Here is a 14,977-nt window from a genome sequence, read left to right on the forward strand (position 1 = left end):
CCGTCAGGAGGATCCGTGCCCAAGAGCAAGCCCCGCAAGAAGGCCGCCGCCAAGAAGAAGCAGCAGCGGCGGGAGTTCCACGCCGCGGCCGGCGCCCGCGCCGTCGACATCGAGGGCGCCGCCCAGGGCACCTGGGACGACGACGCCCACGAGCTGCTCGTCGCCCGCGGCTGGGTGGCCTACCGGGACCTGGAGATGGACCAGCTCGGCGACGGCTGGGAGTGGCTGCCGTCCCAGCTGCCCCTCGACGCCGGCGTGGGCGGGGAGCCCGGGCCCACCACCGTGTTCGCCGCGGCCGAGGGCGGCTACGACGTCGAGCTGGCCAACCCGAACGGCTCCGTGGACCCGGACCGCGCGGGCCACTACGACACCCTCGAGGACCTCGCGGCGGACCTGGACAGCCTCGAGGCCTGGCGCGTGCCGGCCGACGAGTACGTCCTGCCGGACGCCCCCGCCTTCTCCGCGGACACCCCGTGGGCGATCTGCCAGCTCTGGGCCGGCGGGATGATCGACCACTGGGAGCTCGCGGCGGACCTCATCCACTTCCCGTACGAGGAGACCGAGGAGGGCTTCGCCGCGGTCGAGCGCGCCCACCGGACCGGGCTGATCCCCGCCCAGCTCTACGCCGCGATCCGCGCCGGCCGGGCCGCGTAGCGGGATCCTCTTGTCGGGGCCCCGGGCCCGGCGTAGCGTGAGCCGGGACCATCACCCTGCTGAGCGCACGAGGAGCGGCATGAGCGAGACGACCCCGGACCCGGCCCGGAACAAGCCCTCCCAGGCCGAGGGAGACGTGCCGGAGGACCAAAGCGTGCAGTCGGCCGTCGACCCGGACGACAACAAGCCCTCCCAGGCCGAGGGGGACGCCCCCGAGGACGCGCCGGGCGACGACTGATCCCCGGCCCGGACGGCCCCGGGCGCCCCGCCGAGAGCGGCACGCGCCCGGGATCAGTGCCGGGTCAGCCCCCGGTCGTCCCGGGCGGAGGCGTTCTTCGGCGCCCACGCGGACAGGCCGAGGAGGTCGGCCACCTCGCGGTAGTGGCTGGTGGAGAGGATCCCGAAGCCGGCCTCGACCGCGCGGCGGTAGTAGTGCACGTCCAGGGCGTCGGCGGACAGGTTCTCGTCGTAGCGGTGCAGCTCGAGGCGCATGGGCACGTTCCAGCTCCGCATCCGCAGGCTCTCCTCCATGTCCGGGACGTAGTGGCCGGCGAAGCCGATCACCCGGCGGAGGTCGGGCACCTCCCGTCGGACGTCGTCGACCGTGGGCAGGCCGTCCGGGTGGGCCGGGACGAAGTAGACGAGGTCGGGGGCGATCCTGCGGTAGACGGCCAGCTCCGTCAGCCCGTGCACGCTCACCACCACCTGGCCCTCGGCCCGGTGCGTGCGGACGAGCTCGACGACGGCCTCCGGGGTCACGTTCTTGACGTCGAGCCACAGCACCGCCCCGGCCAGCACCGCCCAGGTGAGGAACTCGCCGGCCTCCCGGATGGGGAACCGGGTGACCTCGCCGTAGTTGTCCACCAGGTGCTGGCTGAGCACGTAGTCGGCCGACTGCTCGCTCACCGGGCCGGCGCCGGTGCTCCCGTGCCCCATGACGGCCTCGTGCAGGACCACGCACCGGCCGTCGACCGTGGTGCGCAGCTCGATCTCGATCATGGTGCGCGCCCGGGTGGCCAGGACGTTCTGGGCGGACTCGAGCGCCGAGCAGGGCCAGGACCCGTCGGGGTGGAACCCGGCGCGGCGGGCGAGCAGGAGGGGCCCGTCGGCGGACAGGCGGTCGTGGCGGGTGTAGGCGGCCAGTTCGGCCGGCGAGTCGAAGACGATCGAGTGCCCTGCTGCGCGCGCCGGCACGTCGGCTGCGACGTGGTCCGGCGAGTCCGGGCGGCGGTAGTTCTTCGGCATGGGAACTCCTGGGGGGATGGGAGCGCGGACAGCGGCCGTGGGGGGACGGCCGGCGGACGGGAAGCGGGGGAACTGCCCGTCCACGTGCTCAGGGGCCCTCGGCCACCCGTGCACGCTCCAACTCTTCCACGTCCGAGGCCGAATACGTGGCTGCGATCTGCATGTCGTTGCCTCCGCGCAGGACATCGCGGGTGCTGAGACCCCGGAAGAGCGTCCTGGGGATGGGCCGGTAGGCGGTGCGGCCGTCCCGGACGGGCCGGACGCCGGTCCCGTGGCGCAGGGCGACGGCGTGCAGCCACACGTCGTCGGCCATCGGCGCGCACGCGGTGAACGCGGTGCCGAGCTCGCGCAGGGCGTCGAGCAGGTGCGGCGGGTAGAGCACGCCGGAGGTGCCCGTGGCGAAGGTGCGGACGGACGCTCCCGCCGGGGCGCCGGGCTCCACGTCGCGTAGGGCAGGATCCGTCCTCCGCCGAGGCGGATCCGGTGGGCGACCACGTCGTGCGGGTGCCGCGCGTGGACCGCGAGCAGCTCCTCGAGCCACGCCGGGCCGTAGAGCACGTCGTCGTCCGCGATGACCAGCGGCAGCTCGTGCCGCGCCCGGGACCGGACGTAGGGGTAGTACTTCTGGTGGGGGCCCCAGTCCTCGGTGCACCTCAGCTCGAGGCCCCGGCGCACCAGCCGGGCCAGCGGCGCGGGCGGGTCCGCCACGACGTCGGCCTCGCGCAGCCACAGGATCAGCCGCTGCGGGCGCACGGTGCCGTGCACCATCGACTCGACGGCCAGGTGCACCGCCCGGATCCGGCTCCCGTAGGACGTGAGGCTCACGACCACGGGCGCGTCCCCCCGCACGGGCGCGTCCGAGAAGCGGTTCCGGAGCCGGAAGTGCAGGGCGCTGCGGCTGGTGCGGAACGAGCGCAGCCAGTCGAGGACCAGCTCCCGGGACAGCACCCACCGCAGGGGGTGCCGGCGCCTCCCGCCCGGCCGGGGCCTCACGACGGGCGTGCCGGGGCCGCCCGGGCCGCGCCGCCGCCGGAAGGTTCTGCCTCGGTCATGAACTCATTCTGGCAGGAGCCGCGCTCAGATCTCCGCGGCGGCCAGCACCGGCAGGGTGGGCGTCTCGGAGCCGCCGGCGGGCTCCACGGTCATGGCCACCGCCCCGGCCCGGTCGATGTCGCCGTCCAGCCAGACCTGCACCTGTCCGCCGCCGAAGCGCACGTCCGGCACCGGGGTCTCGTCCTGCACGAGCCACAGCTGGTACTCCCGGCCCTCCCCCGGTCCGGCGAGGTCGGAGGCGACGAACAGCGCCGCGTCCGCCTGCGCCGAGACCACCAGGGTGGCCGGGCGGCCGTCCACGTCGAGCTGGCGGGTGGTGACGTCCGGGGCACTCAGCAGCCGGTTCTGCCGGTCCTGCTCCTGGGCCACGAGCTGCTGCTCCCGCTGCTCGGCCTGCGTGCCCCCGGCCCAGCCGCCCAGGGCCGCACCGGGCAGGAGCACGGCGGCCGCGGCGGCGGCCAGCCAGCGGCGCCGGGGCGGGCGCCGCTGGGCCAGGGACACGGGCGCGTCCCCGGCCCGGTCCTCGGCCCGTTCCTCCGGCCGCCGCTCCTGGGGCGTCCCGCGCACGGCCGCGAGGACGTCCCCGCGCAGCGCCGCCGGCGGCGGCTCGGCCACGGCGGCGGCGAGGTGCGCCCCGACCTCCCCGAACGCGGCCACCTCCTCCCGGCAGGCGGCGCAGCCGCGCAGGTGGAGCTCGAACGCGGCGCGCTCGCCGGGCTCGAGGGCGTCCACGGCGTAGAGCGCCGCGTCGGCGTGGACGTCGCCGGCCCGGTCGTCCCCCTGGATGTCCTTCACTGCCGCACCCCCAGTGCCGATCTCAGATTGGTGAGTCCGTCGCGGATCCTGGCCTTCGCCGTGCCCAGCGGGACGTCCAGGTGCTCCGCGACCTGTCGGTGACTGTACCCCCGGTAGTAGACCAGGCAGACGGCCTCCCGCTGGAGCGGGCTGAGCCCGCCGAGCTCGGCCCGCACCTCCTCGGAGTCCAGGGACTGCTCCACCTCGCTCCAGGTGGAGTCGGAGGGCGTCTCGGCCCGCCGGACCTCGTACTGCTGGTCCCGGTCCCGCTCCCGCTGGCTCTGCCGGATCCGGTCCACCGCGCGGCGGTGGGCCATGGTGCACAACCACGCCAGGACCGTGCCGCGGCCGGCGTCGAAGCGCTCCGCCTGCTGCCAGGCCATCAGGTAGACCTCCTGGACCACCTCCGCGGCGAGCTCGGGGGAGCGGAGCAGCCGCAGCACCAGGCCGTGGACCGTGGACGACGTCGCGTCGTACAGCTCGGCGAAGGCGTCCTCGTCACCGCCCGCCACGCGGCGCAGCAGCTCGACCTGTTGTTCGGTCCGCCCTGGAGCGGGGACCGGTGCCCCGGCTCTCCCGCTCCGGCCGGTCGGTCCTGTGCTCACGCGGTCTCGCTGTTCCCTCGGAGAGCGGCACCCCGCCCGGGGTCCGGGCGGGAGCAGTGTCGCACTGCACCTTGCCACACCGGGTCGATGTGATGCCATCGACACACTCGTCGTCTCCATGACCGTTGTTCGTCGCGGGGCCGGCACCGGACGGGTCCGCGCGCCGTTCCGGCGCGCCGGGAACTTTTCTGCCCCCGCACCCGTCCGGACCCGTTCCGGCGCCGAACTGTCCGTGCGCACACCGAAAGTGCGCACACGGCACGACCCCCCGGTACGACACAGGAGAGAATCTGATGCGCAAGTCCATGCTCCTCACAGTCCCCACCCTGGCCCTCGGCGCGCTCACCATGGCCGCCGCGCCCGCCGCCGCCCACGACTCCGACATGTGGTCCGCCCAGGCGGCGCTGAGCACCCTGAACAACTCCGGCACCACCGGCGACGTCATGGTCGACGTCCACGGCACCGAGGCCACCGTCACGATGAACGTGAGCGGCGCGGCCGAGACGTTCATGGACGGCCCGTTCCCGCACGCCCAGCACATCCACATCCACGGCCAGGGCACCTGCCCGGGCCCGGAGGCGGACGCGGACGGCGACGGCGTGGTCAACACCACCGAGGGCCACCCCTTCTACGGCATGATCGGCACCTCGCTGACCACCGAGGGCGACACCAGCCCCGACTCCGGCCTGTCCGTGGAGCGCTTCCCGGGCGGCTCCGCGTACACCTACGAGCGGACCCTGCAGCTGGACGAGGCCACCGCCGAGTCCCTGCAGAACGGCACCGCGGTCGTCGTGGTCCACGGCGTGGACCCGGCGAAGATGCCCGCCGCGGCCGCCGAGAAGATGAGCGACCTCGACCCGGCGCTGCCCGCGGCCGCGACCCTCCCGGCCGCGTGCGGCACGCTGACCGCCTCGCAGATGGGCGCGATGCCGGAGGGCGGCGCCGACACCGGCGTGGCCCAGGAGACGGGGTCCACCGCCCAGGCCGCGGCCCTCGGCGGCGGCGTCCTGGCCGCCGCGGCCGGCGCCGCGTGGGCCCTGCGCCGCCGCGCCGCGCGCGGCTGATCCGACGGGACGGTTCCTGCTGTGACGGGATCGACCACCGGTCGTCGCGGAGGCCTGCTGGCCTCCGCGACGACCGCCGTCCTGCTCGCCACCGGCTGCGCCGCGTCCGACGACGGCGCCGCACCGGCTGCCGGCAGCACCCCGCCGGCGGCCTCGAGCACCGCCTCGCCGTCGAGCACCTCCGCGCCCTCGGGCGCGGGATCGGCCCCGTCCGCGACGGGGAGGCCGACCGCCGCCGCAACTGACAGTCCAGCGGACGGCCCCGCGGACGGCCCGGCGGTCCTGGGCGCGTCGGAGCCGGTCGCCCTGTCCGTCCCGGCCACCGGCACCGAGTCCGAGCTGCTGCACCTGGGCCTGCGCGAGGACGGCTCGCTCGAGGTCCCGCCCGAGGGTCCCGGCTCCCCGGCGAGCTGGTACACCGGGTCCCCCACCCCCGGCGAGCGCGGCCCGGCCGTGCTGCTGGGCCACGTCAACGCCACCGGCGGCGGCCCCGGGGTCTTCGCCGGGCTGCGGACCCTGGAACCCGGCGACACGATCGAGGTGGCCCGGGAGGACGGGTCCACGGCGGTCTTCGCCGTCGACCGCGGGGAGCAGTACGGCAAGGACGACTTCCCCACCCTCGAGGTCTACGGCAACACGGAGGGGTCCGAGCTGCGGCTGATCACCTGCGACGGCTTCGACCCGGCCACCGGGGAGTTCGACGACAACTACGTGGTCTACGCGTCCTTGGTGCCCTGAGCGGCGCAGCCCTGGGAACGAGCGCTGGTGCGCACCGCCCCGGCCTCGCGCGGAGAACGACCCTTCCCTAGGCTTCTGCGCAGAGAACGACCGTTCTCTGCATCTGTCGCACCAGCGAGAGGTCGCACCAGCGAGAGGAAGAGCCTCCATGGGTCACATCACCGTCGGCACCGAGAACAGCACCGACATCGAGCTGTACTACGAGGACCACGGCAGCGGTCAGCCCGTCGTCCTCATCCACGGGTACCCCCTGGACGGCTCGTCCTGGGAGAAGCAGACCGCCGCCCTGCTCGGGGCCGGCTACCGCGTGATCACCTACGACCGCCGCGGCTTCGGCCGCTCGAGCCGGCCGACGACGGGTTACGACTACGACACCTTCGCCGCCGACCTCGACACCGTCCTGAGCACCCTCGACCTGAACGACGTGGTCCTGGTGGGCTTCTCCATGGGGACCGGGGAGGTGGGGCGCTACCTCGGGACCTACGGATCCTCGCGGGTGGCCAAGGCGGCCTTCCTGGGCTCGCTCGAGCCGTACCTGCTGCAGACCGAGGACAACCCCACGGGCGTGCCCCAGGACGTCTTCGACGGCCTGGCCGCGGCCGTGACCGCCGACCGCTACGCGTTCTTCGCCGAGTTCTTCGGCAACTTCTTCAACACGGACACGTTCCTGGGCACGGACCGGCTGAGCCAGGAGGTCGTGGACGCCTGCCGGAACATCGCCGCCCGCTCCGGAGCCGTGGCGTCGGTGGCCGCCCAGCCCACCTGGCTGACCGACTTCCGGGCCGACATCCCCAAGATCGACGTGCCGGCCCTGATCGTGCACGGCACCGCGGACAACATCCTGCCCATCGACGCCACCGGCCGGCAGTTCCACCAGGCCCTCCCGCAGGCGGAGTACGTGGAGATCGAGGGCGCCCCGCACGGGCTGCTCTGGACCCACGGCGCGGAGGTCAACGAGACGCTGCTGGACTTCCTCGCCCGGTAGCCGCACCCGCCCCCTGCGGGACGGCCCTCCGCCGGACGACGACGGACCCCGCCTGCCGTGCGCTCGAGGCGCGGCGGGCGGGGTCCGCTCCGTTCCCGGGGCCCGGGAACTTTCAGTGGCGGGGGCCCTCGTGGCCGGGCACGTCACCGGGGCGGTCGGTCCCGGCCGGTCCCCCCGGCTGCCCGTCCGGGCGCTCGCCGGCGGCGGGGCCGCCCGTGGTCGGGCCGCCGGTCGCCGGGCCGCCCGTGCTGGGGCCGCCGGTCGCCGGGCCGCCGGAGGTCCGGTCGCCGGGGGCGCGGCCCCCGCCGAGGAACTGGCGGGCCTTCTGCTGGACCGTGTCCACGTGGCGCTCGTACTTGCGCCCGGTGCGCTTGTCCACGAAGCTGCCAGCCTGGTCGAGGACCTTGTCGACCTTGTCCGGGTTGCGCTGGGCGAGCTGCTTGGCCTTGGCCGTGAGCCCCTTGAAGTTCACCATCACGTCTCCTTCCGAGAGTGGTCACCGCGCGCGGGAGCGCCGCGGTGCTGCCGCCAGTCCATCACGCGGAGCTGTCCGCCGGCTGGCCGAGGCCGGGAGGCCGGCGCTCCTGGCCGACCACGTGCTGGAAGCGCAGCAGGTTGTCCGGGTCGTAGAGCGCCTTGGCCCGGACCAGACGGACGTAGACCTCCTCGGACCACGCCCGGGCGTGCTCGGTCTCCCCGCCCGGGACCCCGTGCATGTTCACGAAGGCCCGGCCCGTGGACCACGGGGCCATGGCCTGCAGGATCTCGGCCAGCGCCCGGGGCGTCGCCGCGGCCACGTGGGGCGCGAGCCAGCCGATGAGCTCCAGGAAGAACGCCGCGTCCCGCCCCGAGACCGCGTCCTCGACGCCGTCGGTCCGGGCGAAGGCTCCGCCCATCAGCCGGATCCCCACCTCCGGCAGCGGGCACCGGCTGCCGGGCCCGGCGCTCTGCAGCAGCGTCATGACCGCGGCGGCGTCGAACTCCCGCAGGAACTCCCCGGTGAGCACGTAGAGACCCGGCTCGGTGGCGTCCATGTGCACCTGGTCGATGTCCCGGTAGTCCATGGGCCCCACCAGGTCCAGGACCGGCCGGGAGACCGCCCGCATCGGCTCGAGGACCCGGGCGCCCTCCTCCTCCGGACCGACCCAGCAGAAGCGCAGGTGCACGAGCATCCGCTTGTGCAGCTGCTCGGGGACGGTCGGGTCGTGCGGCATCCAGCGCAGGGCCACGGACGTCGAGGCGCGCTCCGGCAGGGTGGGCGCCCACCGGCTGAACGCGCTCAGCACCTCCTGGGCGTCGGTGCCGGGGTAGAAGATCCCGCCGCCGTAGAGCTCCTCCAGGGGGACGAGGCCCATGGTCATCGCGGTGACGAGGCCCAGGTTGCCCTTGCCCCCGCGCAGCAGGGCGAACAGCTCCGGCTCGTGCCGGGCGTCCACGTGGCGAAGCCGCCCGTCGGGGGTCACCACCTCGAGGCCCAGCAGGTGGTCGGCGGCGAAGCCGAAGATCCGCCCGAGCACCGGCAGCCCGCCGCCCAGGGTGTAGCCGACCGCCCCGGCGTCGCTGGCCGAACCGGTGAGGACCGCGAGGCCGTGGGGCGCGACCGCGTCGATCACGCGGCGCCACCGCACGCCGGCGCCGATCCGAGCGGTCCGGCGGCGGGGGTCGACCTCGATCTCCTGCATCCGGTGGGTCGTGACGAGCACGCCGCCCTCCATGGGCTGGTCCGCGCCGTGGCCCGTGGACTGCACCCCCACGGGCTCGTGGTGGGCGGCGGCCCACCGCATCACGGCCACCACGTCGGCGGCGTCGGTCACGCCCGCCACCGCGTCCGGGTGGTGGACGGCGGCCAGGTTGAAGCCGGCGACCTCCTGCGCGAAGCCGACCTCGTCCGGCAGCAGCACCGGGCCGCGGACCTGCCGGTGGAGTTCTTCCACGTCCGTTCTCGAGATCATCGCGGGCCCCCTCGGCACCGGTGATCCGCGGTGCGGGGCCGCTCGGGCCCCGCAGGCGCCGCAGAACAGGTCCATTCTCCCACGCGGGCCCGCCGATGCGCCCTCCGGGCCGTGCACGGAATCGTCACGGGGCGCCGGCGGGCACGGCCCGGTAGGCACGGCCGGAACGGGGCGGGGCCGCGGGGAGGGTCAGTCGCGCTCGAGCGGCAGGGCGGGCGCCAGCCGGCGCAGGGACGTGAACGTGGGCACGAGGGCCTCGTAGAGCTGCTCGAACACCGGCTGCAGGGACGCGTGGACCGCGGCGTCGGCGGGGTCCGGGCGCACCACGGACTCGACCTCCACCAGGTCCGCGGCCACGTCGACGGACTCGATCAGCCCGAGCGCCTGCATCCCGAGCAGCGCGGCGCCGAACCCGGAGCCCTCGTGGCCCGAGGCGAAGGAGATGTCCGTGCCGAGGACGTCGGCGAGCAGCTGCCGCCACAGCGGGCTGCGGGCGAAGCCGCCGGTGGCGCGGATCTGCTCCACGGCCAGACCGGCCGAGCGCATCGACTGCAGGACCAGGCCGAGCTGCTGGCACACCCCCTCCAGGGCCGCGCGCACCAGGTGTGCGCGGCGGTGGGCGCGGGTCAGCCCCACGTAGGCGCCCTTGGGCAGGGAGCTCCAGTGCGGGGCGCGCTCGCTCAGCAGGTAGGGCAGCATGAGCAGCCCCCCGGACCCGGCCGGGACGCTCCCCGCGAGCGCGAGCAGCTCCTCCTCCGGCTCCTCCCCCAGGTCGGGGGCGAGGGCGTCCCCGGCCCAGCCCAGGACCACGCCGCCGTTGTTGATCGCCCCGCCGACCACCCAGCGCCCCGGGGTCAGGGCGTAGCAGAAGACCCGTCCCAGCGGGTCCACCACGGGACGGTCGACGACGACGCGCAGCGCGCCGCTCGTGCCGATCGAGCAGGCCGCCACCCCGGGCCGGACCGCGCCCAGGCCGAGGTTGGCCAGCGGGCCGTCGCTGGCCCCCACCACCACGGGCACGGTGGCGGGCAGCCCCGTGGCCCGGGCGCCCTCGTCCGTGAGCCCGGGCAGGACGTGGGTGGTGGGCACCAGCTCGGGCAGCTGCTCGGGCAGGATCCCGGCGTGGGCGAGGGCCTCGCCGTCCCAGGCCAGCTCGTGGATGTTCATCAGACCGGTGGCCGAGGCCACCGAGTGGTCCACCACGAGCGCGTCGCACAGCCGCAGCAGCACGAACTCCTTGATGCCGGCCCAGAAGGCGACGCGCTCGCACAGCTTGGGCTCCTGGTCGTGGAACCAGACGAGCTTGGGCAGCGGCGACATGGGGTGCACCGGGGTGCCCGTGCGCCGGTGCAGGGCGAGGCCGCCCGCGCTCGCGCGCAGCCGTTCCGCCTGGATGCTGGCCCGGGTGTCGGCCCAGGTGACGAGCGGGGTGAGGGGCTCTCCCTCGGGCGAGAGCCCGAGCAGGCTGTGCATCGCGGCGCTGAAGGACAGCCCGGCCACGCGCTCCGCCCCGACCTCCCCGACCACCGCGCGGACGGTGTCCAGCACCGCCTGCAGGATCAGCTCGGGGTCCTGGACGGCGTGGCCGGGGTGCGGCTCCTCCAGGGGGTAGCCGGCCGAGGCGGCGGCGAGCTGCTCACCGCCCACGGCGAAGGCCACGGCCTTGGTGCTCGTGGTGCCGATGTCGACGCCCACCACCACGGGCTCCGGGTGCCCGGTGCCGGCCGGCCCCGGCATCAGCGCGGCTCCCCGGGGGCCAGGGACACTAGGACCTTGCCGGAGACCGCGGAGTCGCGGGCCGTGGCGAACGCCTCCACGGCCCGGTCGGCGGGGAACTCGTGCGTGACCACGTCCTCGATCCCGGGGCGGTCGGCGAGCAGCCCGATCGCCTCGTCGATCTCGTCGTCGAACCGGAAGGACCCGCGCAGCTGGAGCTCCTTGGAGACCAGCGGGGCCAGGTTCACGGGCCGCGCCTCGTCCGGCACCATCCCCACCTGGACGACGACGCCGCCGCGGCGGGCGCCCACCAGCGCGGGGCTCACGGCCGCGGGCACGCCGGAGCACTCGAGCACCACGTCGAACGCCCCGGACGGGATCTGCTCGGCCCCCACCCGGACGGTGGCGTGCACGCCGAGCGCCCGGGCCCGCTGGAGCGGGCCCTCGAGGACGTCCGTGGCCACGACCTCGGCCGCGCCCCGGGCCAGGGCCGCCGCGGCCGTGAGCAGGCCGATCGGCCCGGACCCGGAGACGAGCACGCGCCGGCCGGTCACGTCCCCGGCCACGGTGAGCCCGTGCAGGGCCACGGCCAGCGGCTCGGCGAGCGCGGCCCGGCGCAGCGGCAGGCCGGCCGGGAGCACCCGGACCATGTCCCGGCGGACCAGCAGGTACTCGCTCATCCCGCCCTGGGTGTGCGGCCGGGTGGAGGCGCTGCCCAGGTAGGCCCCGCCGGGCCACAGGTGGCGCCGGTCCTCGATCCCGGGCTGGGGCGTGCCGAACGTGGCCGGGTGGACCGTCACCGGGGTGCCGGGGGCGAGCTCGCCGGCGGGGTCCAGGTCCACCGTCCCGGAGACCTCGTGCCCGGGCACGAGGGGCTCCCGGACCACGTACTCGCCGTTGGCGCCCTCGGCCCAGTAGTGCAGGTCCGACCCGCACACCCCGCCGTAGGCGATCCGGAGCCGGACCTGCCCCTCGGCGGGCTCCGGGGTGGGCACCTCCTCGACGCGCAGGTCGTCCTTGCCGTGGATCACGATGGCCTTCATGAGCTCTCTTCCTGGTGCGTCCCCGGGCGCCGCGGTGCGGCGCGTGCCGGGTGGGACTGCGGGTGGTGCGGCGGACCCGGGTCAGAGGACGGAGGTCATGCCGCCGTCGACCAGGACGTTGTGCCCCGAGACGAAGCTGGAGGCGTCCGAGCACAGGTAGACCAGCGTGCCCACGAGCTCCTCGACCTGCCCCCAGCGCCGGGCCGGGGTGCGCTCGACCACCCAGTGGTTGAACGCCTCGTCCTCGATCAGCGCCTGGTTCATCTCGGTGGCGAAGTACCCGGGCGAGATCGCGTTGACCTGGATGTTGTGCCGGGCGAGGTCCGCGGCCATGCCCTTGGTGAGCATGACCACCCCGCCCTTGGTGGCCGAGTACGGGGCGATGGTCTGCCGGGCGAGCACCGACTGCACGGAGCCGATGTTGACGATCTTGCCCGAGCCGCGCTCCTGCATGCCGGGGACCACGGCCCGGGACACGTGGAACACGCTCGAGAGGTTCGCCGCGACGATGTCCTCCCAGTCGTGGGCCGCGAACTCGGCGAACGGGGCGCGGCGCTGGATCCCGGCGTTGTTCACCAGGATGTCCGGGACGCCGTGCTCGGCGAGGACCGCGTCGATCCCCGTCCGGACGGCCTCGGCGTCGGTGAGGTCGAAGGCCGCCGTGACCGGGGCGGTGCCCGTGCCGGCGGCGATCTCGTCGCGCACCCGGGCGAGGGCGTCGGCGTCGCGCCCGTGCAGGACCACGCGGGCCCCCGCCTCGGCGAGGCCCGTGGCCAGGGCCCGCCCCAGCCCCCGGGAGGAGCCGGTGACGAGGGCGAGCCGGCCGGTGATGTCGAAGACGTTTCGCATCCGGGGCCTCAGGCGATGTAGAAGATGACGAGGACGACGGCGAAGCCGAGGACGGACTCGAGGGCCTGCTGGACCGTCCAGGTCTTCAGCGTGGTCTTGACGTCCATGCCCATGAGCCGGCCCACGAGCCAGAAGCCGGAGTCGTTGACGTGCCCGGCGAAGACCGAGCCGGCGGCGGTGGCCAGGACCACGGCCGCGACCTCCACGGAGTTGAAGTTGCCCGCGGCCACGGCCGGTGCCATGAGCCCGGCGGCGGTGACGAGGGCCACGGTGGCCGAGCCCTGCGCCAGGCGCAGGACCACGGCGATGATGTAGGCCGCGAAGATGACGGGCAGCCCGATGCCGTCCAGCGAGGACGCCAGCGCGTCGCCGATGCCGGAGGCGCGCAGGATGCCGCCGAACATGCCGCCGGCGCCGGTGATGAGGATGACGGAGGCGACCGGGCCCAGGGAGGAGTCGATGACCTTCTCCAGGGCGGTGCCGTGCTCGCCGCGGCGGGTGCCGAGGACGAACAGGGCCACGAGGACCGAGATCAGCAGGGCGACCGGGGACTCGCCGAGGGCGGAGAGCACCTGGAACCACTCGGCGTCCTCGGAGACGGCGCCGGCGGCGCGCAGGAAGTCCAGGCCGGTGTTCATGAAGATGAGCACCAGGGGCAGCAGCAGCAGGGCGATGATGGTGCCGACCCGCGGCGGGTTGGCGGGCTGGTCGTCGTCGACGTCGCCGAAGAAGCCCGGGACGGGGAGGACGTACTTGGTGCCCACGCGCTTGCCCCAGAGGTACGCGGAGACGTACCAGAGCGGGAACGCCAGCAGCAGGCCGATGAGCAGGACCATGCCGAGGTCGGCGCCGTAGAGCTCCGTGGCGGCCACGGGACCGGGGTGCGGCGGCACGAAGACGTGCATGACCGAGAACGCACCGGCGGCGGGGATGCCGTACAGGAGCACGTTGTTGCCGCTCACCCGGCGGGCGACGGCGAAGATGATCGGCAGCATGACCACGAGGCCGGCGTCGAAGAAGATCGGGAAGCCCATGATCAGGGAGGCGATGCCGAGACCGAAGGGCGCGCGCTTCTCGCCGAAGATGTCCACGAGCTTGTCCGCGAGCACCCGGGCGCCGCCGCTGTGCTCCACGAGCTTGCCGAGCATGGCGCCGAGGCCGATGAGCAGGGCCACCGAGCCGAGCGTGCCGCCGAAGGCGGTGACCGCGGTGTCCACGATCATCCCCGTGGGGATGCCCGTGGCGAATGCCGTCAGCAGCGCCACCAGGATCAGGGTGAGGAAGGCGTGCAGCTTGAACTTGATCACCAGGACCAGGATCAGTGCGATGGCGGCTGCCGCGATCGTCAGCAGCGGCGCGGTGCCGAGGGTCTGTGTCCAGTCTTCCACTGAGTTTCTCCGTTGATCTCGTGCCTGCGGGCAGGCCCTGGGGTCTCGTCGTGAGCCACGACACACGCTAGGCTGACAGAAAGATCATACTTTTGGCAACAGGGTGGGCGCGACCGCGCCGCACATGACGGACGGAGCGTCCATGCACGGGGTGGAGCAGCACAGCGGGGTGCTGGACCGGCTCGGCGAGAGCATCGCCTCCGGGGCGCGGGCGCCGGGAACGGTCCTGACGCTCGCGGCCCTCGAGGAGGAGTTCGGAGTCTCCCGCACGCTCGTGCGGGAGGTGGTGCGCGTGCTCGAGTCCATGGGGATGGTGGAGTCCCGGCGGCGGGTGGGCGTCACCGTCCGCCCGCCGCGGGACTGGAACCCGTTCGACCCCCGGCTGATCCGGTGGCGGCTCGGCGGCCCGGGGCGCGACGAGCAGCTGCGGAGCCTGACCGAGCTGCGGACCGCCATCGAGCCCGTGGCCGCCCGGCTGGCCGCGGTCCGGGCCGACGGGCCCACCCGGCGGCGCCTGGTGGAGCTCGCCGCCCGGCTGCGGGAGCTCGGCGAGGCACGCCGCGGCACCGACCCCGAGTACCTGGAGGTGGACACCGCCTACCACGCGCTGCTGCTGGAGGCGAGCGGCAACCCGATGCTCGCCGCCCTGCAGGACGTGGTGGCCGAGGTGCTCTCCGGCCGCACGGCGCTCGGGCTCATGCCCCGCTCCCCGGACCCCGGCGCGCTCGAGGACCACGAGGCCACGGCCGCCGCCGTCGCCTCCGGAAACGCGGCCGAGGCCGAGGCGCGGGCGCGCGCCGTGGTGGTGGAGGTGCTCGAGGGGGTCGTCGACGTGACGGAGAACACCGCCTGATCTGGCCGATGGTCTGCTGGGCCCGGGCCGCGCCGTT

At 74.6% G+C, this 14,977-nt stretch carries 16 protein-coding genes; 6 read left to right on the forward strand and 10 right to left on the reverse strand.

Annotation, left to right across the window (positions count from 1 at the left end):
• Positions 1-15 precede the first annotated feature (15 nt).
• On the forward strand, positions 16-654 hold the full coding sequence (locus E7Z53_RS02200) for a hypothetical protein (RefSeq protein WP_176337074.1): 639 nt from the start codon (positions 16-18) through the stop codon (positions 652-654).
• 79 nt (positions 655-733) lie between these two features.
• On the forward strand, positions 734-892 hold the full coding sequence (locus E7Z53_RS02205; RefSeq protein WP_154676755.1) for a hypothetical protein: 159 nt from the start codon (positions 734-736) through the stop codon (positions 890-892).
• A 53-nt stretch (positions 893-945) separates the two neighbouring features.
• On the opposite strand, the gene E7Z53_RS02210 is transcribed toward E7Z53_RS02205, so the two are convergent.
• The 4 genes from E7Z53_RS02210 to sigK form a co-directional block, all read right to left on the reverse strand.
• A complete protein-coding gene (locus tag E7Z53_RS02210) occupies positions 946-1,899 on the reverse strand; it encodes a hypothetical protein (protein WP_176337075.1) in 954 nt (317 codons plus the stop codon).
• Positions 1,900-1,987: 88 nt separating this feature from the next.
• Entirely contained in the window at positions 1,988-2,341 is a 354-nt protein-coding gene (locus E7Z53_RS02215; RefSeq protein ID WP_176337076.1) for a hypothetical protein, read from the reverse strand.
• Positions 2,342-2,976: 635 nt separating this feature from the next.
• Positions 2,977-3,747 carry an anti-sigma factor domain-containing protein gene (locus tag E7Z53_RS02220; RefSeq protein WP_176337077.1) on the reverse strand — a complete coding sequence of 257 codons (771 nt, stop codon included), beginning with the start codon at positions 3,745-3,747 and terminating at the stop codon, positions 2,977-2,979.
• Entirely contained in the window at positions 3,744-4,352 is a 609-nt protein-coding gene (gene sigK, locus E7Z53_RS02225) for an ECF RNA polymerase sigma factor SigK (protein ID WP_095650086.1), read from the reverse strand. Before sigK ends, E7Z53_RS02220 begins: the two co-directional genes overlap by 4 nt.
• A 293-nt stretch (positions 4,353-4,645) precedes the next feature.
• Between sigK and E7Z53_RS02230 the strand changes: the two genes are divergently transcribed.
• From E7Z53_RS02230 to E7Z53_RS02240, 3 genes are all read left to right on the forward strand, one after another.
• The gene (locus E7Z53_RS02230; RefSeq protein WP_176337078.1) at positions 4,646-5,416 is read left to right on the forward strand and encodes a hypothetical protein; all 771 of its coding nucleotides are present in this window, start codon (positions 4,646-4,648) and stop codon (positions 5,414-5,416) included.
• A gap of 21 nt (positions 5,417-5,437) precedes the next feature.
• Positions 5,438-6,154, forward strand: coding sequence for a class F sortase (locus E7Z53_RS02235; RefSeq protein WP_176337079.1), 717 nt, complete (start codon positions 5,438-5,440; stop codon positions 6,152-6,154).
• Between the two features lie 148 nt (positions 6,155-6,302).
• A complete protein-coding gene (locus E7Z53_RS02240; protein ID WP_176337080.1) occupies positions 6,303-7,139 on the forward strand; it encodes an alpha/beta fold hydrolase in 837 nt (278 codons plus the stop codon).
• A gap of 112 nt (positions 7,140-7,251) precedes the next feature.
• Here the strand turns inward: E7Z53_RS02240 and E7Z53_RS20105 are convergent, their stop codons facing one another.
• From E7Z53_RS20105 to E7Z53_RS02270, 6 genes are all read right to left on the reverse strand, one after another.
• Positions 7,252-7,614, reverse strand: a complete 363-nt coding sequence (locus tag E7Z53_RS20105) for an antitoxin (protein ID WP_017835005.1) — start codon at positions 7,612-7,614, stop codon at positions 7,252-7,254.
• A 61-nt stretch (positions 7,615-7,675) separates the two neighbouring features.
• On the reverse strand, positions 7,676-9,091 hold the full coding sequence (locus E7Z53_RS20605; protein ID WP_217905335.1) for an FAD-binding oxidoreductase: 1,416 nt from the start codon (positions 9,089-9,091) through the stop codon (positions 7,676-7,678).
• Between the two features lie 189 nt (positions 9,092-9,280).
• On the reverse strand, positions 9,281-10,828 hold the full coding sequence (locus E7Z53_RS02255) for a gluconokinase (RefSeq protein ID WP_109269057.1): 1,548 nt from the start codon (positions 10,826-10,828) through the stop codon (positions 9,281-9,283).
• Positions 10,828-11,850, reverse strand: a complete 1,023-nt coding sequence (locus E7Z53_RS02260) for a zinc-binding dehydrogenase (protein ID WP_176337081.1) — start codon at positions 11,848-11,850, stop codon at positions 10,828-10,830. Before E7Z53_RS02260 ends, E7Z53_RS02255 begins: the two co-directional genes overlap by 1 nt.
• 81 nt (positions 11,851-11,931) lie before the next feature.
• Positions 11,932-12,699, reverse strand: a complete 768-nt coding sequence (locus E7Z53_RS02265; protein ID WP_115163304.1) for a glucose 1-dehydrogenase — start codon at positions 12,697-12,699, stop codon at positions 11,932-11,934.
• A gap of 8 nt (positions 12,700-12,707) precedes the next feature.
• Positions 12,708-14,087, reverse strand: coding sequence for a GntP family permease (locus E7Z53_RS02270; RefSeq protein WP_017835010.1), 1,380 nt, complete (start codon positions 14,085-14,087; stop codon positions 12,708-12,710).
• Positions 14,088-14,211: 124 nt separating this feature from the next.
• Between E7Z53_RS02270 and E7Z53_RS02275 the strand changes: the two genes are divergently transcribed.
• Positions 14,212-14,940, forward strand: a complete 729-nt coding sequence (locus E7Z53_RS02275) for a FadR/GntR family transcriptional regulator (RefSeq protein ID WP_051063850.1) — start codon at positions 14,212-14,214, stop codon at positions 14,938-14,940.
• Positions 14,941-14,977: the final 37 nt, after the last annotated feature.

It is taken from the genome of Kocuria salina, from assembly GCF_013368965.1.
Lineage (GTDB): Bacteria > Actinomycetota > Actinomycetes > Actinomycetales > Micrococcaceae > Kocuria > Kocuria rosea.